The sequence below is a fragment of the Rathayibacter sp. PhB151 genome (assembly GCF_004366415.1).
Taxonomy (GTDB): Bacteria; Actinomycetota; Actinomycetes; order Actinomycetales; family Microbacteriaceae; genus Rathayibacter; species Rathayibacter festucae.
This window is the reverse complement of sequence record NZ_SOEN01000012.1, coordinates 23,847-48,009: the sequence shown is the minus strand read 5'-3', so window position 1 is coordinate 48,009 and position 24,163 is coordinate 23,847. Positions and strand designations below refer to the sequence as shown.

Below are 24,163 nucleotides of genomic sequence, written 5' to 3'. Positions count from 1 at the left end.
CAGGTCACTCCGCCACGGAGTCGCACGAGTGGACAGCAGACGCCTGCCGGGTGAACGCGACTCAACGCGCTGGGTTCTCCCCAGCCGTTGCGCGTGAACGTCAAGAGAAGGAGACTCCACCGTCACTCGTGATCACAGGTCGGTTCTGGGGCGCCGGATCCGGGTGAGCATTCCGAGAGTCGATCTCGGGACGAACGCGGCGAAGAGCCGGTGTCGCACACCTGCGTCCGCGCGCAGCGCGGCGACGACGCGTGAGGCGGCCTCCCATGTGGTGCCGCCATCGTCCGCCTCCGGCGCGTAGCGCACACGTTCGAGCGCCCGGCGGAGCCTGCGGAGTTCGTCGCGAGCCTGCTCATCCCCCTTGATCGCGTCCGCGACGAAGCCCTCCTGGACGCGAAGGGTGCTGTGTTCCTTGACCGGGACGTCCAGGTCCCGCGCGCTCGCGAGGACCTCCGACCACGCAGCCTCCGTTGACCCTGCCGCCGCCGCCCGCCGCCTGGCGGCGCGTTGGCCGATCCGCAGCAGCCACGGCGCAAGCAAGAGCAGTGCGAGCAAGATCCAGGCGGCAACCGCCGGCGTTGAGGGTGTCCCTGCCGTTCCGCCGGCTTCTCCTGCCACGGAGGAGGCCGGTGCCGTCGCGGTGGGCGCGGCGCTGGCTTGCGGAGTAGCGCTCGGCGCGGGCGCGGCGGCAGCGCCCGGCGTGCTCGAGCTGGTCGCTGATGTCGCGCTCGGGAGGGTGTAGGACGCGGGCGCACCACGGCTGGGGGTCGGCTCGAAGGGCAGCCAGCCGACGCCTTCGAAGTAGAGCTCCGGCCAGGAATGCAGATCGGAGGACATCACACGGTAGGTGGTCAAGTCAGTATCTTGCGACGGAACGACAGCGCCCGGCTGATAACCGATCGCGAGCCGCGAGGGGATGCCGAGCTCGCGCGCCATCACGGCCATCGCCGACGCGAAATGCACGCAATAGCCCTGACGAACCCTCAGGAAATCTTCCAGCACACCGACTCCATCGCCGTCGTAGCCTTCCTCGGCCGGAGTGTCCTCCGAGTAAGTGAACTCCGATGAGCGGAAGAAGGACTGCAGCGACCGCGCCTGGTCGTAGGCGTTCGTGTCATCGGCCGTCACCTCCACGGCCGTGGTGCCCACGATCTCGGGCACGTCGTCCGGGAGGGAGAGGTATCGATCGAGTCCGGACGGAGCCGGGGCGTTGAGGAGTTGTTGCGGATCCGGATCAAGGCGCAGGGCCTGGATTTGGTACTCGTCGCCTGCACGAGTAGTCGTGTCGCCGCGGATGGATCCGTCCTGCACGTCCTGCAGCCAGCCATCACCGACGCCCTCGAGTGAGGCGACCGGGTACGGAACGGGAAGCCACTGGCTCCGCAGAGTCTCGATGGACACTTCGACCTGCTCCGTCGTGCGCGGGACGCTCTCCGTCAGACCCTCCGGAGTGATCGGCGCGTCGATCGGCGAGGTCTCCTCCGTGTCGCTCGGCGCCCAATTCTCCCCCTCGAAGTCAGAGACGGTGAGCACCCGCAGATAGACCGGCAGATCGGAGTCGGTTGCGTAGCGGAGGACGGTCACGGGATTCGGTTGACGGAGATCAGCGCCAAGTGCGACAACCGGGTTGATCGATCCGTTGAACAGCGTTCCCGAGATGTCCGAGGATGCTGACGTGCGCATGTATCCGGTGGCCGAGCCCGAGAGGGCCGCTGCCGCGAGTACCACCACGCCGGCGACGGCCACGGAGGGCGCGGCTGAGGCGAGCGTGGGCCGATACCTGCGCTCGGGGCGGGCGCTGACAGCGAGGATCGCCGCATAGAGGAGACCCGTGACGACCAGGCTCGACCAGGACACCTCCGCAGGATCAATCACCGCTGGAACCGCGAGCAGCACAGCCGGACAAACGCCCGCCAACGCGGGCAGGCGCACCGAGAATGCAAAGAGGTCGCTCGCCCAGGCGAGCACCACGACCCCACCGACGAGAAGGAAGACGATGCCGGTGTCAGCAACGGCCGGCAGGCCCTGCTGAGCAATCGAGGCGAAACCTGCCTCAGCAAGCAGCTGCGCATCTTGCACCGCGCCGGCCGTAGGGACGAGAAAGAGCAGGGCGCGAGCAGGGACGAACATCGCGGTGATGACGGCGACGGCAGTCACGCTCGCCAAGATCGGCGGAAGCACCGGATGCGCCCGGAGCGCTCGAGCCCCGGCCGGGACCGCGAGGGTGACGCCGACCGCGAAAGCGAGCTGCACCAGCCAGCCCCACCCATCCAGCAGTCGACCAGCACCGGACGCGGCCGCGATCATCGCGAGCCAGAGCAGAGTCGATAGAACGGTGGATCTTGTCCGCGAGTTGCGATCCGATCGGCGGTTCACACCACCACCCCACCGCTGAGCGCGGCCCACGCGATCAGGTCGAGCCCGGCGCCTACGCCGTCGAGACGCGAAGCGGCGATCATCATGCGAGGACAATACAGTCATCGCTGACTAATTTGCCTGGGATGAATCGTCCGTTTCACCAGTCACGACGAGAATCTGCGGGTGCGCGAAGCCCGAGATTGGCCTGTCAGGAAGCTCGTAGAGAGACACCAGGACCGGCTCGTCATGCAGGCGGACCTCGGTTGCGGGGCCGGTTAAGGCAACAGCGACGGGCGCTACAACGTGAGGGGACTGGCAGCGCAGCACACCCATACCGCGCCTCAGGGACCGTCGGATCCGGAGACACTCGACTTCCCTGAGGTGGCCCTGTGCCCCCAGCGATTCCACGCGAGGATGTAGATCGCGAGTCCGGTGACGAGCCCCGCGATCACCCACAGGACGACGAGGTAGTCGATCCAGGATCCGACTGGCGGCGCGCCGGGGAGGAAGTTTCGTAGCGGGATGACGGCGAAGAGCATCGCACCGATCCAGCTCGTGAGGGTGGCTTCCACCTTTCGCCTGCCGGTGTAGGCGCTGATGGCGACGAACAGGACCAGCACCGGGGTGGCAGCCATCAACCCGAGCAGCACGATCCCGAACGCGACCGTGCTCGCCGAGCGGGTCGCGGTGATCTCCACGGAGGGCAGTGGTCGAAGGCCGTCAGCCGTGGGCACGGTGTTCGCGGGGTGCTCGATCGTCACGGTGTGCAGCTGCCATCCCGGCACGGCATCGTCGAGGCAGACTCGGGTGGGGAGAGCGGTGTGCTCGTGGCCATCCTGATGGTCGTCCTCGCCGGTGAAGGCGAAGGTCGTGAGGTCGGCACGGTAGCTGTCGAAGGGCCATTCCTCGACGATTCCCTCGGCGTAGTCCGATTGCGTCGAGCTCTCGAGCACCTCGCCCGCCGGGAACGTCAGGACGCTCGATCCGTCGACCGGGAAGGTCACCAGGCTGATCGTCTCGGTGGCCGTGTAGCCGTCGGAGGAGGTCAGGTTCTCGGAAGGCACCAGGGTCATCTGGAACTCGAGCCTCTGGCGGGCCGCGTTCACTGCCGCCGGCTGCAACTTCACGGTGACGGGGTCATCGCCCGCGATGACCGTCTCGCAGCCATCGCTCGACTCCCGAATGCCGCCTGCGTACGTCAGCACGACAGTCGCGTACAGGAGTGCCGCAGCGACTACGGCGACCACGACCGGCCATCGGCGACGCGTGGGACGAGGGCGGGCGTCGATCATTCGCCGAGCGTATCGAGTCGGTTGGCGGCGCCGATCGCTCACGCCTCTGAGAACGTCGCCCAGGCGAAAAGGAGACGGGACCCGCTTTCGTCATCTCCGTCTCCGAAGCTGAGGCCATGTCCGTTCTCGCGGCTAGATCCGGATCGGCTTCGAGCAGCCCGAGGACCGGCGCGTCAGCGTTGGGACCGCGAAGGGGTGCGCGGGATGTCGCTGCCTGGACGCAGTGCTATCCAGAGCCCGCATCGCCGGCACACGTACGCGGCGCCGCCGTTGAGCGCGTGAACCTGCCGCCGACCACGGGGTCGTCCGCAGCAGGAGCAGATGACGGAGGAATCAGGGTTCACGAGAAGTGATCGCTTCCACGAGCTGCTCAGTCGTGGGAAGGCCCGCCAGTCCATTCGAGGTGAAGTAGATCCGACAGGCGAGGTCCGTGGTCCGGCCGCCTGACGGAAACAGGTCTTCCCCGTCCAGGGTGATCGTCGGGGAACCCGCGAAAGCAACGCCGGCTGCGTCTTCCGGTGTCGCCAGGAGTCGATAGGTGACAGGGACGTCGGAGTGTCCTGTGGCCGCCAGCGCCTCGTCCAGGCGAGGGCCGACGTCCTTCCAATTGGGGCAGTCGTCGATGTGGAGAACCTCGATCATCATTCCCCGATCATCCTCCCGCCGTGCCCCTCGAGCTCGAGAACGCTCCGCCTGAGGGTGAGGCGCGTCGGCGGTTGAGTGGCGACGGCTCACCTATCGGCGCACGCTCTACACGTCTGGATTGTCCTCATCGGCGAGCTCGCTGCCCCCCCCCCGGTCCTCGTGGCCCTCATCAGAAGAATCGCGACGGCGAGCCACGCGATCGGGTCGGAAGTCGCAGAGACAACGGTGGCCTTCGGATTCGGCGGGATCGAAGTGCCGGGGGCTGCAACCGATCACGTCTCGCGGCTCGGAAGTAGGGGAGTGTCCGATCTACCGAAGACCTGTATGAGTGCCCAGCCGGCGATACCGCAGGTGGTGAAGATGTCGGCGACGTTGAAGATCGCGAACCAGTCGACCGCGATGAAGTCCACGACCTCCCCGCTCAGCGGCGTGTCCGAGGCGCGGCTGGTGCGGTCCCAGATGTTGCCCATGCCGCCGCCGGCGGCGAGAGCGAGAAGGGCCGTACCGCCCAGCGGAGCGCAGCGGACGGCCCGCACGAACACCCACACCGTGAGGGTCGTGAGAACCACGATCAGTCCGATCGCCAGGGAAGGTCCCAGCTCTGAGCCCATCCCGAAGGCGACGCCGGGGTTGAAGATCAACTCGAACCGCGCCCCGAGCGCGAGCTCGATCGTGCGCCCGTCATCCAGCTGCGTCAGTGCCCAGCTCTTCGTGAGCTGATCAAGAGCGAACGCGGCTGCGATCAGCGCAGCCACCAAGGCCACCCGGAGGACGGGCCTGCGTGTGGCGGGCATCAAAACAGCTGGAGGAGTCGGGGTACAACACCGGACTCGATCAGGATGAACAGACCAAGACCGATGAACACGGCGGGCACGAGCCAGTGCTCGACCCTCTCCAGCAGCTCGGTCACTGTCTTGTTCGTACCGACGACGCGGGCGACTAGGCACCACACCGCGACGAGGAGGAAGAACACGATGATCGTGACCACTGTGTCCGCGATCGGGCTGGTGCGGAACACGGGCGTGTAGAGGGAGATGTTGTCCGCGCCGTTCGCGATCGTGATCCCCGCGACGCCCAGCAGACCGACCGCGCTGATCGAACTCTCGTCATCGTCGTCGTCATCATCGCCCCTGCTGCGCAGGGCGCGGATGAGCCCGTACAGACCGATCGCCAACGGGATCAGGCCCAGAAGCCCCACCCACTCGTCCGGGATGATCGTCAGGCCGGCGGCGGCCACGACGCTGATCGCGACGAGAGTCGCGAAACCGAGGTACTGCCCCACCACGACCTTCCATCCGCGCAGTGAGCCACGGGTGGACGCGAGGAAGAGCACCGTCAGCACCACGATGTCGTCGATGTTCGTCGCAGCGAACAAGCCGATCGCGGCGACGGTCGTGCCGATCACTTCGCCACCTCCGCGCCCGGACCGGCATCCGACGCTGTGCCAGCGTCACGCGCGCTGCGAGCCTCCGACCCGAACGTGCCGCACAAATCGACCTGGAATCCCGTTGCCTCCAGCAGCGCCTCGGCGGACTCGAGAAGATCGATCAGCTCTGGACGGGCCAGGGAGTAGAACACCTGCCGTCCCTCCGCGCGCCCCACGACCAGGCCGCACTCGCGCAGGCAGCTCATGTGCTCAGAAGCTGTCGACTGCGCCACGCCCAGCTCCACCACCAGATCGCTGACCCGAGCCTCACCGTGCTGGAGTCGCCGCACGATCTGAAGTCGCTTGGGGTCGGCTAAGGAGTGGAAGAGGGACACGGCGGCAGAAGCACCCTGCACTCGATTGATCGACATCTAGCGATGTTATCGACAAGCAGCGATTCCTCCCGACCCCTCGGTGAATCTCGCGAACGCCTGTTCCCGAGACGAGCAAGTGCGACGATGGCCGCCGTCACGCCGACGAGGATTCGGCCCGCCTGGATGCCGGGGGCAACCGCGACGCCGACGGCAACACCGACGAGAGCGAGGAGCGCCACGGTCGTTCATCGCGGTCCGGGTCTCATTCGCTCAATGTCGGGGGCCGATGCCGTCAGCCTCAGGGGCGCGAGGGGCGCAGCGAGGACGGCCTGGCTCGAAGCGAACCTGGTCGCGCTGGGCGCGTTAGGAGCGGACGAGGCGGGCGATGCCGTCGGAGGCTTCTTGTAGCTTGATCTTCGCTTCGTCGCCGCCGGCCGCGGCGGCTTCGAGAACGCAGTGGTTGAGGTGGTCGTTCAGCAGGCCCAATGCCGCGGATTCCAGAGCGCTGGTCATCGCGGAGATCTGGGTGAGGATCTTGATGCAGTACTGCTCGTTTTCGACCATGTTCTGCAAGCCGCGGGCTTGCCCCTCGATGCGTCGCAGGCGGCGGAGGTACTGGTCCTTGTCGGAGATGTAGCCGTGGGGTGCGGCAGTGTCGTTGTGCTCGGTCGTCTGCTCGGTCACGGTGTCCTCGTTCCCCGGGTGTTGGTGCAGCTCGTCCGCTGCTTGTGCGGCTCGGATGGGTACAGAGAGGGTTTTCAGCCGCTCTGGCTGCTTTCTGCATACTCTAGGGGGGTATGCATGGGCGTTCCTCGTGGGCCCCTCGAACGAGTATCCAGCGGTTTCGGAGGTGTTGATGATGAGCGGCAACGTCGTTTCTTCACTGTCCACACCGCTGACGCGCGCGGTGGTCGTGGTGCTGACGCTGGCGGCTCTGCTGCTGGGCGTGTTCGCGATGCATTCCATGATGGGCAGCCACGCCGACGCGTCTGCGTCCACGGGACACACGCACCCGCAGACCGATGGTCACGCCGACCCGATGGCCGGCTCGACCGGTGGGATGGTTCTTGCGGCCGGCGCCGATCATGGCGCGGTCGTGCCGATGATCCCGTGTGATGAGAGCTGCGCGATGGGGTGCGCTCTGATGGCGGTGACGTGCGTCATCGTCTTCTTCCTCGCCTCCTTGATCCTCCTGGCGCGGGTGCCGGCCATGTTCGCGCGCGTGTTGGACGCGGGTCCGCGTCTTATGCTGCTGGTTCCGCACGCGAGGTTCCACGTGTATTTGCCGTCGTTGACGGTGTTGTCGATCAGTCGCACCTGATTCGCCCATGTTGTCGCAGTGTCCGCTGCGACCTCATCACCGCGCCCGCAGGGCGCGGTTCCGGCGATTTCCGCAACCGACTGAACGGATAAGACACCCATGAACACCAAGCGCACTCTTCTCGCCTCGACTCTCGCCCTGGCGACCGCGATCACTTTGACCGCCTGCTCGGACAGCTCCTCCGGAACGAGCGGCATGGAGGGAATGGGCGACAGCACCTCCTCCGCGTCCGCCGCACCGTCTTCATCGTCCGCGACGGCGGCGGAAGACTTCAACGATCAAGACATGACGTTCGCGCAGATGATGAAGCCTCACCACGAGCAGGCAGTGGAGATGGCCGACATGATCCTCGCGAAGGACGGCATCAGCACCGACGTCACCGCCCTGGCGACGCAGATCAAGGAAGCGCAGGGTCCGGAGATCGCTCAGCTCGAGGAATGGATCACCGCGTGGGGTGCTGACGATTCGATGTCGGGCATGGATCACAGCATGAACGGGATGATGTCCGATGAGGACATGTCCTCGCTGGAGGGCGCGGCCGGCGCCGAGGCGGAGAAGCTGTTCCTCGAGCAGATGATGATGCACCACGAGGGCGCCGTCGAGATGGCGCAGACCGAGGTCGACGAGGGCCAGAACGCTGACGCCATCGACATGGCGGAGATGATCGTGCAGACCCAGACCGAGGAGATCGCGACCATGCAGGACCTCCTCGCGTCCCGCTGACCCGACTTCCTGACGCCCCTTCCCCCTCTCCTGGGCGGGTGCAGCTCTGCTGCGCCGCGCCCGGGCGCGCGTGATACCGGCGCGCCCCGGTGGGGGTCGCCGTACCCGGCGATCCCCACCCCTCAACTTCTTCGCGCCTATCGAGGGCGCTCGAACCAGAAACGTCCCCTATGCACCACCTTCCTCTTCACCTCCGTCCGATTCGCTCGGGAGCTGCCCGGTGAGCGCCTCCTCGACGCCGACGAGCGACCCGCGCCGCCGCGACGTTCACCGCACCCGAACCCGCACCCGCGAGACCTCCCCAAGGCAGGCTGCGCTCGCCCAGGGACGCCGGGTGACGTACACGGCACCCTCGCGAGCCGACGCCCAGGCGTTGCAACATGCCGCGCGCGTCGCGGCTCGCCCACGCCAGGTCTCACCGGGAACGCGCACGATGCGGCCGCGCCTGGCGGGAGTGTCTGCGATGACTCTCGTTGCGATGATCGCGGTGACCTCCTCCATGCCCGCGTTCGCTGTCGAGGGCATCCCGACCACGACCGCGACTCTTGCCGCGGGCGAGGTGCAGCCGCAGACGTTCGTCGCCGCCGGTGCGGTGCAGCGCACCGTCACGCGGGACTCGTTCGGCGCGGAAGCCAAACCCGAGGTGCTGGTGTCCACCGCCGTCGCCACGGAAATGGTCGAAAACGCATCCGATGACACCGCAACGTCGACCGCGGACGCGGATGTGGCATCCCAGGCCTGGATGCTGCCCATTGAGGGACGCATCTCGAGCCCCTTCGGTCCGCGCCCGGATGCACCGGTGGCCGGTGTGAGCGCGTTCCACAAGGGCACCGATCTCGCAGCACCGTGCGGGACACCCGTCGTCGCAGCCGCCGATGGCACCGTCGAAGAAGCCGGCTATGCCGGCAGTTACGGCAACTGGATTCTGCTCGCCAACAGCGACGGCATCGAAACCGGGTACGCGCACAACAGCGAGCTGCTCGTGGACGTCGGCGATACGGTCGCCGCCGGTGACCCGATCGCGCTTGTCGGCTCCACCGGAGCGTCCTCCGGCTGTCATGTCCACTTCGAAACCCGTATCGACGGGACACCGGTGGACGCGGAGGGCTTCATGAGCGATCTGGGCGTCGGACTTGGCTGAGCGCACCTCCACCCTCGCTGACCGGACGAAAGCGTTGAGCGCTCACTTCGGTGCGGGAGACACGCCACACCACCCCCACCCCCGCTTCGTGGCACCCGCCGAGGACGCGGGTCGGCCCGGAATCCTTCATGAGCGCTACAGGAGTCACCCGTGACTGAACATCGCCCGCACCGTCTCGCCCATCTGCTCGGCGCGACCCTCACCCTGGCACTCCTCACCGGCTGCTCCGCAGCAGCATCCCGCGAGAACGCGAAGGCGCCGGAGGCGTTGGAGCACGTACACGGGCTCGGCTGGGATCCGGCGACGGGACTCACCTATGCGGCCGCGCACTCGGGAGTGTGGGTGATCCCCACCGACTCGCTGCCGGGCACCTACCCCGCCGCGGACGCAACGGCCGGGAGCACGGGGCCGATCGGTGGCCGGGCGCAGGACACCATGGGATTCACGATCACCCCGGAGGGGATGTTCTACGCCTCCGGTCACCCGGATCCCGCCGACACGACAGCGCCCGGCCCGAACCTGGGCCTGATCCGCAGCACCGACGCGGCCGCGACATGGGATCCGCTCTCCCTCAGCGGCGAGACGGACTTCCATGACCTCGCGACCGTCGCGCTGGATCCTTCCCGAACCCGCGTCTACGGATACGACGCGAGTGCTGCCACGATCCGCCGCAGCGACGACTCCGGGACCAGCTGGACGTCGACGGCGCAACTGGCGCTGCGCGATCTGAGCGCTGATCCGAAACGCCCCGACCGGGTGTTCGCGACCACCGAGACGGGCTTGCAGGTCAGCGACGACGCCGGGATCACGTTCCAGCCTGTCCCCGGCGCTCCGGCGCTGTACCTCGTGGAAAGCAGCGCAAGCGGGGAACTGGTCGGCGTCGATGTCGACGGAACCGTGTGGACGGGCAACGCAGACGGTAGCTGGGAGAGCCACGGAGCTCTCACGGGAACCCCGGAGGCGTTCGCGATCGTCGACGGCAAGGAGAGATGGGTCCTCGCCGCCGATGACCGCGGCATCGTCGCCAGCCGCGACTACGGCCTCACCTGGACGGTGCTGCGCCCGTCCTCGTAACGAGAACCTCTGCACGGCCGCCGTACTAGACGCCCGACCCCCTTCACCTTCTACCCATCGCACACTCACGAAATGCTCCACTCGATGGAGCCGACAAGGAAACGACGACCATGAACGATGACATGACGGATATGACGTCCATGCAACCCGCCTTTCCGGACTGGCTGACACCCGTGTCCTGGTTCTTCGTCGCGCTGGGAGTACTGAGTGCGATCGTGGTTCTGTACGAGATCGTCGTTCGGCAGCACCGTCAACGCAACGCAGCCATGAACCTGGTGTGGCCCGTCGCGGCGCTATTCCTGGGCCCGGTCGCCGTCTGGGCGTTCCGCAGATGGGGCAGGGACCGCACCGCCGCGTCCTCACCTAGCCAGGTCGGGTTGGATGATCGTCTCAGCCGCGACGCGGTCGCGGGAAGTACGTCCGGTGGTGCCGCGGCGACGGTGGGGCACTTCATCGGGGTGCCGCTCGTCGTGGCGAGCGGTTTGACCATCGCCGGCACGAACCTGTGGGTGCTGATCATCGTCATCGCCCTGTTGGCGATCGGATTGCTGTTCGTCTTCGAATACTTCTTCGCCGCACCTGCGTCCCGCGATACCGCGGAACGACGTGCCGGGGTGGCGCTGGTGGCGGCGGTACTGACGGTGGTGGCTTTCGATGTGGGCATGGGAGGCTGGATGCTTCTCATGCACTTCGGGAACTTCATGCCGGCTCCGACCGATATCCGGTTCCTCTTCCTTATGCAGATCGGGCTCGTCCTCGGATTCCTCACCGCCTACCCGATGGTCCGGGAACTCCTTCGCCGCCGCGCCATAGCCGTGTGAGCCATCCCGCGGCGTCCGGCTCCCAGGGCCGGACGCCACGCTTCCGCGGCGGGGCGGCTAGGACAGCTCGTTGACCTCGCGGCGTGATACCTGCGGCTGTCCGGCGACGTCTTTCCCTCGGTCCAGCGCTGACCGGGTGCTGGCTTGAGGGGTGAGGTCCAGCCGGCGCAGCAGCTGCGCGTTCACAGCGACGACGACGGTCGATGCGGACATCAGCAGAGCCCCCACCGACATCGGCAGCACGAACCCGATCGGGGCGAGCACGCCCGCGGCCAGCGGGACGGAGAGCAGGTTGTAGCCAGCCGCCCACCACAGGTTCTGCTTCATCTTGCGGAAGCTCGCGCGGGACAGCTCGATCACGGACAGCACCGATCGGGGGTCATCGGAGGCGAGGATCACCCCGGCGGATGCGATCGCGACGTCGGTGCCCGCGCCGATCGCGATTCCCACGTCGGCCTGCGCGAGAGCGGGAGCGTCGTTGACGCCATCGCCGACCATCGCGACCCGTCGGCCCTCGCGCTGCAACTCGATGACCTTCGCGGCCTTGTCCTCCGGCTTCACGCCGGCGAACACCCGATCGATGCCGAGCTCCTCGCCCACGGTGCGGGCGACCGCTTCCGCGTCGCCGGTGATCATGACCACCTGCACGCCGATCGCGTGCAGCGCGTCGACAGCCTGCCGGGACTCCTCCCGCACCTCATCCGCCAGCCCGAGAGCCCCGATGACGCGACCGCCGGCGAGGACGTGCAGGATGATCATCCCCTCCGCCTCCCACGCGCGCGTCTGCTCGAGCGCAGCAACGTCGTGGGCGCGCAGCATGGACGGTCCGCCGACGCTCACCGTGCGGCCCTCGACCTGCGCCGTGACGCCGACAGCGGTCGACGCCTGGAAACCGGTCGCTGCCGGCACCCGCACATTGCGGCTGTTCGCAGCTCCCACGATCGCTTGAGCGAGAGGGTGTTCACTGTCCGTCTCGACCGCCGCGGCGACCGCGAGCAGCTGCTCCTCGGTCACCCCGTCGACGGTGTGCACGGCGGCAAGAGTGGGCTCGCCCTTGGTCAGGGTGCCCGTCTTGTCGAACAGGACCGTGGTCACCGTGCGCATGCTCTCCAACGCGAGACGGTCCTTGACGAGGACGCCGCCCTTCGCGGCGCGCTCGGTCGCGATGGACACGACCAGCGGGATCGCGAGTCCCAGCGCGTGCGGGCACGCGATGACCAGAACCGTGATGGTGCGGATCACAGCCTCGTCGGGACTGCCCAGCAGCGACCACACGATGGCGGTGATCACTCCCGCGCCCAACGCGAACCAGAACAGCCACGCGGCGGCGACATCAGCGATGCGCTGCGCGCGGGAGGACGAGTTCTGCGCTTCCGTGACCAGGCGCTGGATGCCGGCGAGAGCGGTGTCGTCTCCGACGGCCGTCACCTCCACCCGCAACGCCGTGTCAGTGGCGACCGTTCCGGCCACGACCATCGATCCTGGGCCGCGACTGACCGGCCGGGACTCCCCGGTGATCATCGACTCATCCACGTCCGCGGTGCCCTCGAGCACTCGGCCATCGGCCGGCACCCGGCCGCCGGGACGCACGATCACGACATCCCCCTGCACGAGGTCCGCGGGAGACACCTTCTCCACCTCACCGTCGCGCACTCGCTCCGCCTCATCCGGCAGTAGTGCCGCGAGAGAGTCCAGTGCGGTGGACGTCTGCGCGAGGGAGCGCATCTCGATCCAGTGCCCGAGGAGCATGATCACGATCAGCAGCGCCAGCTCCCACCAGAAGTCCAACTCGTGATCCACGAGCCCCGCGCTCGCACCCCACGACGCGAGGAACGCGACCGTGATAGCCAAAGCGATCAGCAGCATCATCCCCGGCGTCCTAGAGCGCAGCTCCGACACCGCCCCCTGCAGGAACGGCCGGCCACCCCACACATACATGACCGTGCCCAGCACCGGGGAGATCCACGCAATCCACGATGCATCGGGAAGCGGATAGCCCAGGATCATCGAGAACATGCCGCTGAAACCCACCACCGGCACCGCGAACACCAGCATGATCCAGAACAACCGCCGGAACTGCCCTACATGATCGCCGTGCCCGCCGTGCCCGCCGTGCCCGCCGTGCCCGCCGTGCCCGCCGTGCCCGCCGTGCCCGCCGTGCCCGCCGTGCCCGTCGTGCGAGTCCGCGCCGGGCGTCATCTGGTGGCCGGCATGAGGGTCCGGCGAGCCCTGCATCTGATGCCCTGCCTGTCCATCGGGCGCTGTACTCACGTGGTGCCCGATGTTCGCGGCCGAATGAGATTCACCCGGTGTCTTGGCCTCGTGCTCGTGTGCCGGTGAGTGGTGCTGCGCCATGATGACTCCTCCTGGTCGCTTCCGACCTGTTCCCGAAGCTATACCCCCCGGGGGTATTGGGCAACGGGCGGAACCCGCAGGGAATTCCCGATCTCGTCACGACTGTCAGAGGGTGCCGTGACGGCGGTTGCGCCAGCTGGTCAGTGTTCGGCCGCGATGGTCGGCTGGAGGTGGATCTCGTCGAGGTGGGGGAGCGCGTGTCCCAGTCGGTGCCGCGCATCCTCGATCACCGCGGTCGCTTCGGCGAGCGTGCCGTCCGTGACGACGAGGGTGGCTGCGCCCTGGAGGCGGTGGCCGACCCAGCGCAGTTGCAGTCGGGGAACTGCGAGCACGCCTGGTGTGTGGCGGAGGGTCGCTTCGGCGCGGTCGAGGAGGTCGGGTTCGATGCCGTCCATCAGTCGCCGGCCGATGGAGCGGACGGTGCCCCACAGCAGCACGATGATCGCTGCGGAGATGAGTAGACCCACGAGGGGGTCGGCGAGTGGGAAGCCGAGCAGCACTCCGATCGCGCCGACGACGACCGCGAGCGAGGTGAAGCCGTCGGTCCGTGCGTGGACGCCGTCCGCGACGAGGGCGGCGGATCCGATTCGGCGGCCTACGCGGATGCGGTAGATCGCGACGGCCTCGTTGCCCGCGAATCCGATGACGCCAGCGGCGATGACCCAGCCCAGGTTCTCGAGAGGCTGCGGGTTCACGAGACGGTCGATGGACTGCCAGGCCGCGATGATCGCCGAGAGGGCGACGACGGCGACGATGAAGAGACCTGCGAGGTCCTCCGCTCGTCCGAGGCCGTAGGTGTAGCGGCGGGTCGCCGCTCGGCGTCCGAGGATGAACGCGATCCAGAGCGGCACGGCTGTCAGGGCGTCCGAGAAGTTGTGGATGGTGTCCGCCAGCAGCGCCACGGAACCCGAGATCGTGACGACGGCCAGTTGCAGGACGGTCGTGGCGAGAAGGATGACCAGGCTGATCTTCAGCGCCCGAACCCCCTCCTTGCTCGCCTCCAGCGCGTCATCGATCGAGTCCGATGCGTCGTGAGAGTGCGGCACGAACAGCCCGTGCAGAAACCCCTTGAACCCGGTCGGGTGCGAGTGCCCCTCTGGGCCGTGAGAGTGTTCCTCGGCGGGCTCGTGGTGGTGGTCATGGTCGTGGTGGGCGTCGAGATGCTCATTGTGACTACCGCGGGGGGAGGAAGCGGCGCTCACGAGGTCTGATCCGACGGCGCGTGGTGATGGCGAGGTGTCCCGCCGAGGGAGTGCTCGGCTTGGAAGATGGCGTCGGTCACGAGCTGGCTCGCGTGCTCGTCCGCCAGCCCGTAGAACACGCGCGTACCGTCCTGACGCGTGGTGACCATCCGCGTCAGACGCAGCTTCGCGAGATGCTGCGACACCGCCGCCGGCGACTTCCCCACCAGCTCCGCCAGCTCGTTCACCGACTTCTCGCCGTCCCGCAGCGCGAGGATCAACCGCACCCGCGTCGCATCGGCCAGCATCGCGAACACCTCCACCGCGAGCTCCACGAACGCACCGTCCGGCTCACGACCGCATCTCCTACTATCTGCATCCATACGCAGATCATTGCACGTCTGCGATGCGAGCCATCTTCGACAGCAGATGTCACGCACTCCCACCTGGCTCGGCAGCCTGTCCGTGGACGATCGTTCACGAGACGGCCGGGCAGCGTACCGCCGCGATCGGCGCGTCGTGTTCCACAACTCGTGTCCGAGACCTATGACCCGTGACCTACGTTCGCAGTACAGTCAGCTCATGGCTGCGATCGGATACGCGCGCGTCTCGACCAGAGACCAGAACCCTGACGCTCAGACCGACGCGCTCACGGCCGCCGGCTGCGAGAAGGTCTTCGTGGAGCACGCCTCCGGAGTGCTCGCGAAGCGTCCCGCGCTCGAGGACGCTCTCGACTACCTCCGCGAGGGCGACTCCCTCGTCGTGACCAAGCTCGACCGCCTCGGACGGTCCGTGCGGAACCTGAAAGAGGTGGCCGACGGCCTCCAACAGCGCGGCGTCGGACTGAAGGCTCTCTCCCAGGGCATCGACACCACCACTCCGGGCGGGCGGCTGTTCTTTCACATGCTCGCCGCGATCGCCGAGTTCGAGCACGACCTCATCGTCGAGCGCACCCACGACGGCCTCGCCGCCGCTCGAGCCCGCGGTCGCAAGGGCGGCGGACGCTTCAAGATGACGCCCACGAAGGCGAAGCAGGCGCGCGCGATGTACGAAGAGAAGACGTACACGGTCCAGCAGATCGCCGAGACCTTCGGCGTCTCCCGCGGCACCATCTACCGCCACCTCACCGAAGACCACTGAGAGCCGCCGCGACGAGCGTCGCGGTTCACGGACACGAGCGGACGCCGACCTCCGGTCGGCGGCGGTGCTGAGCGCTGCGCGCATTTTGCCTGGAAGCCTTCGGCAGCGTACGGGCCTGCGGCGTCCACGCAAGCCGCTGCGCGGCCGGCTCCTCCGACGTTCTCGGCACGCGGTCGCTGCGCTCCCTTACATCGCGCCGACAACATCTCCTCCTCCGCCCTCCGGGTTGCGCTCCCACCTCCGACCCTGCTCGGCACTACGTGCCTTCCAGGCAAAAAACGCTGAGAGAGAAGGAAGAACGACCGAGCCAGACCACCCCCGCTGGCTTGACAAATCTGATTGAGAATCACGGCAAAAACGTGGGGGAGAGGCGAAGAGAGGACAGACCATGAGCGCCACCACCACCACGATGCAGACGCCGACCCTTCCCGAGGCGCTGGCCGAGTTCTTGTCCGTGTTCTCGCACGGGGAGCTAGCCGATGACCTGGCCTCGCGGCTGAACTGCGGTGAGGTCGACGCGCTGGCTGGACTCCTGCGAGCATTCGGACGAGACGAGGCCGCGGACCTGTGGATCACGGAGCACGCGACCGACGACGACGAGGGCGACGCCCACCACCCGGAAGGAGAGTGAGACTCATGGCGCTGACCGTTTACTCGAAGCCGTCGTGCGTGCAGTGCACCATGACCTACCGGGTGCTCGAGAAGAAGGGCATCGAGTACACCGTCGTGGACATCACGACAAACCCCGCAGCGCTCGCGTACATCACGGAGGAGCTGGGCTACTCCGCCGCCCCCGTGGTCGTCGCGAGCGATCAGGACCACTGGTCGGGCTTCCGCCCTGACCTCATCGAGAAGCACGCGGCATGACCGGGCCGGACGCCTCGAGCGACGAGTACCGTGCCGGGTATCTCGCCGGGCAGGCCGATCGGCAGGGAGAAATCGACGCGCTCGACTTCCTGGCCGATCGGCTCTACCGCGTCGCTTACGGCGACGAGCGACGCCTTCCGGCCTACGCCTCGACCCGCGCCGAGCTCGAACAGCGCAGAGCGCTGTCCGAGCCGCCGGTCGAGGTCACCCAGCGCGACGCTCTGGCGTCCTGGGGCATCGAGCCGACCCCCATCGACACCCCCGCGGCCGAGGCCGCGAAGGAGATCCCGTCGACGTCAGCGGGACGAACGAACCGCACGAGCAGGAGACGGCAAATGAGCACCAGGACCATCACCGGCAATCTCGCCGCCGACCCCGAGGCCGTGCAAGCCGGGCGCGTGCAGATCGTGAAGCTGCGCGTGATCGAGAACACCGGCGAGTTCCGCGGGGGAGAGTGGACTGCACACGAGGCGCCGACGACGCACTTCGTGGAAGCGAAGTTCGAGCTGGGTGAGCACGTCCTCGCCTCCCTCCACAAGGGAGACGCCGTGATCGTCGTCGGCTACGAGCGCACCGTCGCGTGGGGCGAAGGCGAGAACCGCCGCACCGGCCGCGTCCTCGAGGCCGACGCCATCGGACCCAACCTCACCCGCGCGACCGCCGTCGTCACCACGACCGCGAACCGCCGCGCCGCGGCGACCGCGGCGGAGTAGACCGCCCGCTCAGTTCTCAACGCGGAGCACGTAGAGGACGACGTGATCCTCCGGGATCGCGGCGCGCACTTCCGCGATCGCCGCGGCGCTCGTCACCGCGCTGCTGCGCACCACCGTTGATGCCAATTCCGCGCGCGTCCGGTGTACCAGCTCCCACATGCCTCCGTAGTCGCATTGGCCGGTACCTCACCAACTCATTTACTCATTAGCTCAAATGAGTGAATAACGCCATGAGTATTTGATCCGCGGCACCTGCGCGGGGGAGTGGCGGGCGAGCCGCCGCCGGCTCGTGAGGGGTAACCCCTCACACTCCCCGGCCTCCCGTTCCGGGGCGCGAGCTGCACTCGCGTAGCGGCGACGGAGCGCCGCGGGTCGGAGGCCGCTACGCGGCCCGTTCTACCCGTTTTCTTCACCTCTCCGTGGTCTCAACCTATTTCGCTCCACCGGCTGCGTGCCACCGCGATCGGACGTGCCCTGCGGGCTTACTTCGCCCGATCGCGGCGTCACTGCGCCGCCTCCACTCAAGCGGTTCTTCCCGCCGGAGAGGCAAAGAAAAACGATCAGCCAGAGGGAGACACACCATGAGCCAGCAGCGCGGCACCCGTACCGAGGTCATCACCACGACCACCCACAGCCCCGGCTTGGAGGGCATCAGCCGGACCGCCCGAGAGGTCGTCATCGTCGGCGCCGGGGGTCGCGACCTCGTGACCGAGCAGACCCCCGCGGTGCACCTGGTCACCCGCGAGGGCGGCGCGTCGCTGGTCGGGGTGACGCTGCAGCACTTCGAGCCCGTCGATGCCGTGGGGGAGGGCCGAGTCGGCTACATGGCCTCCGGTGCCTTCGTCGTCGTGCCGGTCGCGGTCGCCCGGGCGCTCGACCTGTTCCCCGCCGCGTACGCGCTGCACGACCGCAGCGAGACGCCCGCCGACTACCGCGCCAACGACTGACCGCCGAGACGAAAAGGAGACAGAGCATGCTCACCATCACCCACACCCCGGCCGCTGGAACCGTCATCGATGGGACCAGCCGCGGCGACGGAACCGCAGAGATCCTGAAGGCGTCCGGCTGGCGCTGGGGCCGCTCCATCGCCGCCTGGTACGTCCCGCAGTCCCGCGACCGCCTCCCGAAGTGGTCGACCATCAACCGCGCGGCGGCCGCGCTACGCGCGGCAGGGCACGAGGTCACCGTCGACGCTGACGAGAGCTTCCGGTCCGCCGCCGAGGTCGAGGGCACGAAGATCGAGCGCCAGGCCGCCCGCATCGACGCGCTCGACGCCAAGGCCGACCGCCGCGCCGCGCAGGCGGACGACGCGGACGAGGCCGCGCGCCGCGCCCTGCGCCGCCTGCCCGAGGGCGGCGAGCCGATCAAGATCGGCCACCACTCCGAGAACCGCCACCGCGCCGCGATCGCCAAGGCCGACGCCGCGTTCGGCCGCAGCGTTGAGGCCGACCGCGAGGCCACCCGCGCCCGCGCCCGCGCCGACGTCGCCGCCGGGACGACCGAGGCCCGCTACCTCCCGCGCACGGTCGCCCGCCGCATCGACCGCCTCGACACCGACGTCAGACTCCTGACCCGCCGGATCGAGGGAGGCTCGCACAATTTCGGCGGCGGCCACATCGAGACGACCGCCCCCGCGACCGGCGCGCGGCGAGACCGGCTGCGCGCTGAGCGGGCGCAGCTCGAGGACGAGCGCGACTACTGGAGCGCCGTCCGCGAGGCGCAGGCCGCCGCCGGTGCGACCGCGATCCATAGCCGCGACACGATCGCCAAGGGCGATGTGATCGAGCACAAGTTCGGGTGGAGCACCGTGACCCGCGTGAACCCCAAGACAGTGACCGTCGCCCTCGACTGGAACGGCGGGACCCGTCCCTACTCCGTCGCCTACGCCGACATACAGGGGCACCGCCCCGCGGCGGACGTCGTAGCCACCGAGGAGGCGGCCGCCGCGAGCTGAGCGGGGCGGGCCGGCCCCGCCGGCCCGTGAGGGGCGACCCCCTCACACTCCCCGTCTCCCCGCGCCGGGGGGCGCGAGCTCGCTCGCGCAACGGCGACGGAGCACCGCGAATCGGAGGCCGCGATGCGGCCCGTTCCACCCGTTTTCTTCACCTCTCCGCGGTCTCAACCTATTTCGCTCCACCGGCTACGTGCCACCGATTCCGGACGCGCCCTGCGGGCTTATTTCGCCCGGAATCGGCGTCACTCCGCCGCCTCCACTCAAACGGTTTTCCCCGCCGGAGAGGCAAAGAAAAACGATCAGCCAGACAGACCCGCAGGTGTACTAGACCCACGGAGAATGTCGCCCCGCTGATCCCCACCGAGGGAGAACCGACCGTGACCACCACCACGAAGACCCGCAAGCCCGCCGCGACGAAGAAGCGCGCACCCCGCACTACGCCGGAGGAGCGCCGCGAGCAGGCGACGGCGCTGCACGAGAGCATCACCGAGCAGGTCGAGGCGCTGCGCGACTCCGACCAGTGGCGCCGGTTCCTCGCGTTCGCGTCCTCGTTCCACCGCTACAGCCTGGGCAATCTGCTGCTGATCCTCGCTCAGCGCCCGGACGCCTCCGCGGTCGCGGGGTTCAAGGCGTGGCAGGCGAAGGGCCGCCAGGTGCGCAAGGGCGAGAAGGCGATCAAGATCTTCGGCTTCGCTCAGCGCAAGATCGCCGCCGACGAGGCGCCCGAGGAAGGCACCACGACCAGCACCGACGAGAAGGGGCAGAAAACCCAGACGTACTACCCGCTCGTGTCCGTGTTTGCGATCGAGCAGACCGACCTGATGGAGGGCGCCGAGGATCCCCGAGACATCGCCCAGCTGCTCACCGGGGAGCACGATCACGGCGTCATCGCGCCGCTGACGGCCGCTCTCGAGGCCGAAGGGTGGACGGTCGAGCGTCGCCCGCTGCCGCAGGGAACGAACGGCTACGCCGCCCCCGAGGAGCGCACAGTCGTCGTGGATTCCAGCCTGTCGCCGGAGCAGGCCGCGAAGACCCTGATCCACGAGGCCGCGCACGTGCTGATGGGTCACGTCGATGACTTGGAGGAGTACGCACAGCACCGCGGGCTGATGGAGACGGAAGCCGAGTCCGCTGCGTTCGTCGTCGCCGGGCTCGTGGGTTTCGACACCAGCGTCTACAGCGTCGGCTATGTCGCGACGTGGAGCGACTGCAAGGCCGACATCATCCGCGAGACGGCCGCGCGGGTGCTGACGACCGCGCACCGCATCGCCGAGATCCTCGACGCCGACGACGACGAGAGCGAGGACGGCGAGAGCTGAGAGGCGGCGGGCCGGCCTGCGGGCCGGCCCGTGAGGGGCGACCCCCTCACACTCCCCGGCATCCCGTTCCGGCGCGCGAGCTCCGCCCGCGCAGCGGCGACGGAGCACCGCGAGTTGGAGGCCGCTGCGCGGCCCGTTCCACCCGTTTTCTTCACCTCTCCGCGGTCTCAACCTATTTCGCTCCACCGGCTACGTGCCACCCATTCCGGACGCGGTCGCTGCACTCCCTTATTTCGCCCGGAATGGGCGTCACTGCGCCGCCTCCACTCAAACGGTTCTTCCCGCCGGAGAGGCAAAGAAAAACGATCAGCCAGAGGGAGCACCCCAGACCATGCAGACCAGCACCATTCCGCGGACCACGGCCAAGACTTACGTCCCCCACTCGGGCATCCGAGGCGTCAGCGTCCGCGTCGAGGGCACCGACCCAGCGACTGTCCCGTCCGTGCTCATCACCCGCCGCCCGTCCGGTCTCTGGGAGGCGTGGCACTCCGACCAGCTCAACAGCTTCACCACCGGCTCGTTCCGCCAGTGCGTCACCTACGCCCGCCGCGCCGCCCTCCGCCGCCACGCCCCGACCATCACCCGCTGAGAGGACCAGACCATGACCCGCATCGACATCAGCAGCGCCACCACCGAACAGCTCTACGTCATCATCAACACCCGCGTCGACTTCGGCAGCGCCAGCACCGAACAGCTCGCCCTCATCGTGGACACCCGCCGCGCCGAGTCCGACGACGACGCCACCGCCTCGGACGTCGAGATCCTCGCTCACGTCCGCGACACGCTCACCCTCCCCGGCGAGGGCACTCCGGGCGGGTTCCCCGTCACCGACGACGGCACCGCCTACGCCGCCGCCCTGATCGCGTTCCTCACCCCGCCCGGGAAGCGGGACGGGTGGATCACCGACACCCCGCGGACGCCGGACGAGCGCGCGGCCAGCGACGAGATCGGTCGACGGTCGGCTGAGGCGTGGCAGGCGCTCTCCCCGGCGGAGCGGGCCGCGCAGATCGAGGCCATCGAGTGGGCAGAGAACGGCGGACCGTGCGACTGCCCCAACTGCTACGAGCCCCCCGACTACTAGCCACGCGGTGCGGGCCGGCCTGCGGGCCGGCCCGTGAGGGGGTCGCCCCTCACACTCCCCGGTCTTCCCCGTTCCGGGGGCGCGAGCTGCACTCGCGCAGTGGCGACGGAGCGCCGCCGAGGGGAGGCCGCTGCGCGGCCCGTTCCACCCGTTTTCTTCACCTCTCCGCGGCCTCAACCTATTTCGCTCCACCGGCTACGTGCCACCGCGATCGGACGCGCCCTGCGGGCTTATTTCGCCCGATCACGGCGTCACTCCGCCGCCTCCACTCAAACGGTTCTTCCCGCCGGAGAGGCAAAAAAAACGATCAGCAAGAGGAGAGCAGACATGGACGCCATTCGCATCACGGCCGACGAATTCGAAACGGTGAGCATCGCGGACCCGGGAGAAGACGCGCACATCACCGAGTTACAGGCCGCGATCGGCTGCCACTGGTTCGACGTGATCCGCTGCGAGCACGGAATCGACCTGTGGGTAGACGACGAAGGGATGATCAACGGGAGCACCCTCAACCTCCCCGCCACGTTCCTCGCGAACCTCCTCGGCTACCCCAGCCCCGTCTACGGAAGCGCCGTGATCCTCGGCGGGAACGCCGACACAGGAGACACCGCACCACTGACCCCGGAGCAGGAAGCGCGCGTGCGCGATCTCCTTGGCATCCCGGCGTCGACTGAGACGGATGCGCGATGAACGCCTCGAGCCCCAACCCGATCCTGCGCGACCTGCGCCAGACCGCGAGGCTGCTGCGCAAGCCGCAGGCGAAGGTCGCCGCGAACTGGATGCGCGCCCCGGGGCTGCTCACCTACTCCCCGACGAAGAGCATCGGCATCACCGCCGAGCAGCACGCTCACGCCCTACGCATCATCCGCCGCCTCGCCGGAACCCTCGACGCTCCGAGCGTCCGGTCGCGCCGGTGAGCGGTGCGGGCCGGCCTTCCGGGCCGGCCCGCGAGGGGCGACCCCCTCACACTCCCCGGTCTTCCCCGTCCCGGGGGCGCGAGCTGCACTCGCGCAGCGGTGACGGAGCACCGCCGGCAGGAGCCGCTACGCGGCCGGATTCCCCGTTTTCTTCACCTCTCCGCGGTTTCAACCTATCTCGCTCCGTCGGCTGCGTGCCGTCTCTCTCGGACGCCGGCCTGCACGAGGGGGGAGAGCCCCCTCGACTCCCTTGGATCGACTAGCTGACCTTCTTCCAGGTCCCGCAATTGGAGGAGCTGAAGGCGAAGTCGGTCGCCGCGATACGTACTTCTACGCGAAGAGCGGAGCTGACGAAGTTGTTGTCGATGATTTCTCCGGCGCTGTCCTGCCGCTCCCAGTAGCAGCCGTCTAGTTTGCCCTCGCTGGCGTAGGTGCCGGGCTGCACGTCCGTGCCGACTCGCTTGACGCCTCCCTGGAACTGTGTACCGTTTGCGATCGCCGCGACCACGGCGCTCGACGCGTCCAGACGCGCGCGCACGTCTCCTGCTCGCGGGTGGTCGGGGCAGTGATTCACAGCCGCGCCCAGTTCGAGGATCTGGGCTTCGGAGTAGCTGGGCAATCCGCCGTAGGTGCTGAATCCCAGCGCGGCGCAGATCGAGTCGAGGATTCCGAGGCGTGTCTCATCGATCACGCCGCCTGAGTCGATGGCCGCCTGCTGGTCTGCGCTGATGTAGTCGCCCGAGCGTGCCTTGGCGTTACAGCTTGAGAGCTTCAATGCAGCCGCGTCGACGGCCCACACGGCGCGGAAGTTGCTGTACTGATGCGCATATCCCGAGGAGTCGGAGCAGGTCAATGACCAGTAGTAGACCTCCGGTCGATCGCCGATCTTCGCGATCAGCGTCGCCACCGACTTGCGCGCGTCACTGACGACGACGGGATCGTCCTCGCCCGCGCGAGCGCGAAGCTCTTCGAGCGCGGACGTCAGCCCGGAGACATCGGCAGGGTCGGCGTAGTCAAGGTTCGTCGCCAGAAACGCTTCTGCAGTGCCAATTAGGTCCCTTGCCTGCTGCTGATCCTCAGCAAGCTCCTCCGCCGCTTCTGCCGCAGCTTCCTCTTTAGCTCTAACCAACGCGGCTTGCTCGGCAGCCTGTTGCTCCGCCTCTGCCCGCTGGGTCACAGCAATCGGTACGATGATCGCGGCAAGCACTACTGCAACGAGGACTCCAGCGAGTAGACGACCCAGCGGCCGGCTCAGGAACTGCTTGATCTGACGGCCTAACCCATGACTGCGATTCACCTGCACGCGCTGAGCATAGGGGAGCGACACCGATCAACGGAGGGGAGCACCCGTCTCCTGCCTCTATGCCGGATCACTTGGCCAAGGCGCGTGCTGCTCTCGATCTCATAGCAACCACTCTGCGACGCAGGACTACAACGACTCCGGCACCTCCATCAGCTTCACGCTCCTGATGGTTCGCATGCTCACGCTCTGAACGCGCGCGCGGGCCGACCCGAACCGGT

The 24,163-nt window shown here is 68.0% G+C and carries 27 protein-coding genes; 16 read left to right on the top strand and 11 right to left on the bottom strand.

Going from position 1 to position 24,163, the window contains the following annotated elements; translation table 11 throughout:
• Positions 1–132 precede the first annotated feature (132 nt).
• From EDF35_RS19125 to EDF35_RS21320, 7 genes are all read right to left on the bottom strand, one after another.
• Positions 133–2,376 (bottom strand): DUF3488 and transglutaminase-like domain-containing protein, encoded by a 2,244-nt coding sequence (locus EDF35_RS19125; RefSeq protein ID WP_166674174.1) that lies wholly within the window; start codon positions 2,374–2,376, stop codon positions 133–135.
• Positions 2,377–2,699: 323 nt separating this feature from the next.
• Positions 2,700–3,650, bottom strand: coding sequence for a DUF4436 family protein (locus EDF35_RS19120; RefSeq protein ID WP_056045839.1), 951 nt, complete (start codon positions 3,648–3,650; stop codon positions 2,700–2,702).
• Between the two features lie 333 nt (positions 3,651–3,983).
• Complete coding sequence (locus EDF35_RS19115; RefSeq protein WP_056045836.1) at positions 3,984–4,295, bottom strand: hypothetical protein; 312 nt, start codon at positions 4,293–4,295, stop codon at positions 3,984–3,986.
• 272 nt (positions 4,296–4,567) lie between these two features.
• On the bottom strand, positions 4,568–5,050 hold the full coding sequence (locus EDF35_RS19110) for a signal peptidase II (RefSeq protein ID WP_162239042.1): 483 nt from the start codon (positions 5,048–5,050) through the stop codon (positions 4,568–4,570).
• 38 nt (positions 5,051–5,088) lie between these two features.
• Complete coding sequence (locus EDF35_RS19105; protein WP_133963476.1) at positions 5,089–5,700, bottom strand: cadmium resistance transporter; 612 nt, start codon at positions 5,698–5,700, stop codon at positions 5,089–5,091.
• Positions 5,697–6,092: a metalloregulator ArsR/SmtB family transcription factor gene (locus EDF35_RS19100; RefSeq protein ID WP_056045828.1), complete on the bottom strand. Its 396-nt coding sequence runs from the start codon at positions 6,090–6,092 to the stop codon at positions 5,697–5,699. The genes EDF35_RS19105 and EDF35_RS19100 overlap by 4 nt, the downstream gene beginning before the upstream one ends.
• A gap of 306 nt (positions 6,093–6,398) precedes the next feature.
• Positions 6,399–6,719 carry a metal-sensitive transcriptional regulator gene (locus tag EDF35_RS21320; protein ID WP_133963475.1) on the bottom strand — a complete coding sequence of 107 codons (321 nt, stop codon included), beginning with the start codon at positions 6,717–6,719 and terminating at the stop codon, positions 6,399–6,401.
• Positions 6,720–6,894: 175 nt separating this feature from the next.
• On the opposite strand from EDF35_RS21320, the gene EDF35_RS19090 reads away from it, so the two are divergent.
• The 5 genes from EDF35_RS19090 (at position 6,895) to EDF35_RS19070 (ending at position 11,115) form a co-directional block, all read left to right on the top strand.
• Positions 6,895–7,356, top strand: a complete 462-nt coding sequence (locus EDF35_RS19090; protein WP_133963474.1) for a hypothetical protein — start codon at positions 6,895–6,897, stop codon at positions 7,354–7,356.
• Between the two features lie 204 nt (positions 7,357–7,560).
• On the top strand, positions 7,561–8,079 hold the full coding sequence (locus EDF35_RS19085) for a DUF305 domain-containing protein (RefSeq protein WP_347876898.1): 519 nt from the start codon (positions 7,561–7,563) through the stop codon (positions 8,077–8,079).
• A 478-nt stretch (positions 8,080–8,557) separates the two neighbouring features.
• Complete coding sequence (locus tag EDF35_RS19080) at positions 8,558–9,220, top strand: M23 family metallopeptidase (RefSeq protein WP_162239041.1); 663 nt, start codon at positions 8,558–8,560, stop codon at positions 9,218–9,220.
• 150 nt (positions 9,221–9,370) lie between these two features.
• A complete protein-coding gene (locus EDF35_RS19075; RefSeq protein ID WP_056045812.1) occupies positions 9,371–10,294 on the top strand; it encodes a F510_1955 family glycosylhydrolase in 924 nt (307 codons plus the stop codon).
• A gap of 110 nt (positions 10,295–10,404) precedes the next feature.
• The gene (locus EDF35_RS19070) at positions 10,405–11,115 is read left to right on the top strand and encodes a DUF4396 domain-containing protein (RefSeq protein WP_133963470.1); all 711 of its coding nucleotides are present in this window, start codon (positions 10,405–10,407) and stop codon (positions 11,113–11,115) included.
• Positions 11,116–11,172: 57 nt separating this feature from the next.
• Here the strand turns inward: EDF35_RS19070 and EDF35_RS19065 are convergent, their stop codons facing one another.
• The 3 genes from EDF35_RS19065 to EDF35_RS19055 all read right to left on the bottom strand — a co-directional run bounded on the left by EDF35_RS19065 (position 11,173) and on the right by EDF35_RS19055 (position 15,034).
• The gene (locus tag EDF35_RS19065; protein WP_243840070.1) at positions 11,173–13,314 is read right to left on the bottom strand and encodes a heavy metal translocating P-type ATPase; all 2,142 of its coding nucleotides are present in this window, start codon (positions 13,312–13,314) and stop codon (positions 11,173–11,175) included.
• Positions 13,315–13,610: 296 nt separating this feature from the next.
• Positions 13,611–14,672, bottom strand: coding sequence for a cation diffusion facilitator family transporter (locus EDF35_RS19060; RefSeq protein WP_082499404.1), 1,062 nt, complete (start codon positions 14,670–14,672; stop codon positions 13,611–13,613).
• Positions 14,669–15,034, bottom strand: coding sequence for a metalloregulator ArsR/SmtB family transcription factor (locus EDF35_RS19055; RefSeq protein ID WP_082499403.1), 366 nt, complete (start codon positions 15,032–15,034; stop codon positions 14,669–14,671). Before EDF35_RS19055 ends, EDF35_RS19060 begins: the two co-directional genes overlap by 4 nt.
• Before the next feature lie 199 nt (positions 15,035–15,233).
• Here EDF35_RS19055 and EDF35_RS19050 point away from each other — a divergent pair, with 199 nt between their 5' ends.
• The 11 genes from EDF35_RS19050 to EDF35_RS19000 all read left to right on the top strand — a co-directional run bounded on the left by EDF35_RS19050 (position 15,234) and on the right by EDF35_RS19000 (position 22,642).
• The gene (locus tag EDF35_RS19050) at positions 15,234–15,791 is read left to right on the top strand and encodes a recombinase family protein (protein WP_055794451.1); all 558 of its coding nucleotides are present in this window, start codon (positions 15,234–15,236) and stop codon (positions 15,789–15,791) included.
• A gap of 388 nt (positions 15,792–16,179) precedes the next feature.
• Positions 16,180–16,422, top strand: coding sequence for a hypothetical protein (locus tag EDF35_RS19045; protein WP_208323103.1), 243 nt, complete (start codon positions 16,180–16,182; stop codon positions 16,420–16,422).
• 5 nt (positions 16,423–16,427) lie between these two features.
• Positions 16,428–16,658: a glutaredoxin-like protein NrdH gene (gene nrdH / locus EDF35_RS19040; protein ID WP_133963468.1), complete on the top strand. Its 231-nt coding sequence runs from the start codon at positions 16,428–16,430 to the stop codon at positions 16,656–16,658.
• The gene (locus EDF35_RS19035; protein WP_133963467.1) at positions 16,655–17,371 is read left to right on the top strand and encodes a single-stranded DNA-binding protein; all 717 of its coding nucleotides are present in this window, start codon (positions 16,655–16,657) and stop codon (positions 17,369–17,371) included. The genes nrdH and EDF35_RS19035 overlap by 4 nt, the downstream gene beginning before the upstream one ends.
• Positions 17,372–17,952: 581 nt before the next feature.
• Positions 17,953–18,318: a hypothetical protein gene (locus EDF35_RS19030; RefSeq protein WP_133963466.1), complete on the top strand. Its 366-nt coding sequence runs from the start codon at positions 17,953–17,955 to the stop codon at positions 18,316–18,318.
• Positions 18,319–18,344: 26 nt separating this feature from the next.
• A complete protein-coding gene (locus EDF35_RS19025) occupies positions 18,345–19,325 on the top strand; it encodes a DUF3560 domain-containing protein (protein ID WP_133963465.1) in 981 nt (326 codons plus the stop codon).
• Between the two features lie 377 nt (positions 19,326–19,702).
• Complete coding sequence (locus EDF35_RS19020; protein ID WP_133963464.1) at positions 19,703–20,644, top strand: ArdC-like ssDNA-binding domain-containing protein; 942 nt, start codon at positions 19,703–19,705, stop codon at positions 20,642–20,644.
• A 331-nt stretch (positions 20,645–20,975) separates the two neighbouring features.
• Entirely contained in the window at positions 20,976–21,233 is a 258-nt protein-coding gene (locus EDF35_RS19015; RefSeq protein WP_133963463.1) for a hypothetical protein, read from the top strand.
• A gap of 12 nt (positions 21,234–21,245) precedes the next feature.
• Entirely contained in the window at positions 21,246–21,725 is a 480-nt protein-coding gene (locus EDF35_RS19010) for a hypothetical protein (RefSeq protein WP_133963462.1), read from the top strand.
• 327 nt (positions 21,726–22,052) lie between these two features.
• The gene (locus EDF35_RS19005) at positions 22,053–22,415 is read left to right on the top strand and encodes a DUF3846 domain-containing protein (RefSeq protein WP_133963461.1); all 363 of its coding nucleotides are present in this window, start codon (positions 22,053–22,055) and stop codon (positions 22,413–22,415) included.
• The gene (locus tag EDF35_RS19000) at positions 22,412–22,642 is read left to right on the top strand and encodes a hypothetical protein (protein ID WP_133963460.1); all 231 of its coding nucleotides are present in this window, start codon (positions 22,412–22,414) and stop codon (positions 22,640–22,642) included. Before EDF35_RS19005 ends, EDF35_RS19000 begins: the two co-directional genes overlap by 4 nt.
• A 259-nt stretch (positions 22,643–22,901) precedes the next feature.
• Here EDF35_RS19000 and EDF35_RS18995 read toward each other — a convergent pair whose 3' ends face one another.
• Positions 22,902–23,945: a hypothetical protein gene (locus EDF35_RS18995; protein WP_133963459.1), complete on the bottom strand. Its 1,044-nt coding sequence runs from the start codon at positions 23,943–23,945 to the stop codon at positions 22,902–22,904.
• Positions 23,946–24,163 lie beyond the last annotated feature (218 nt).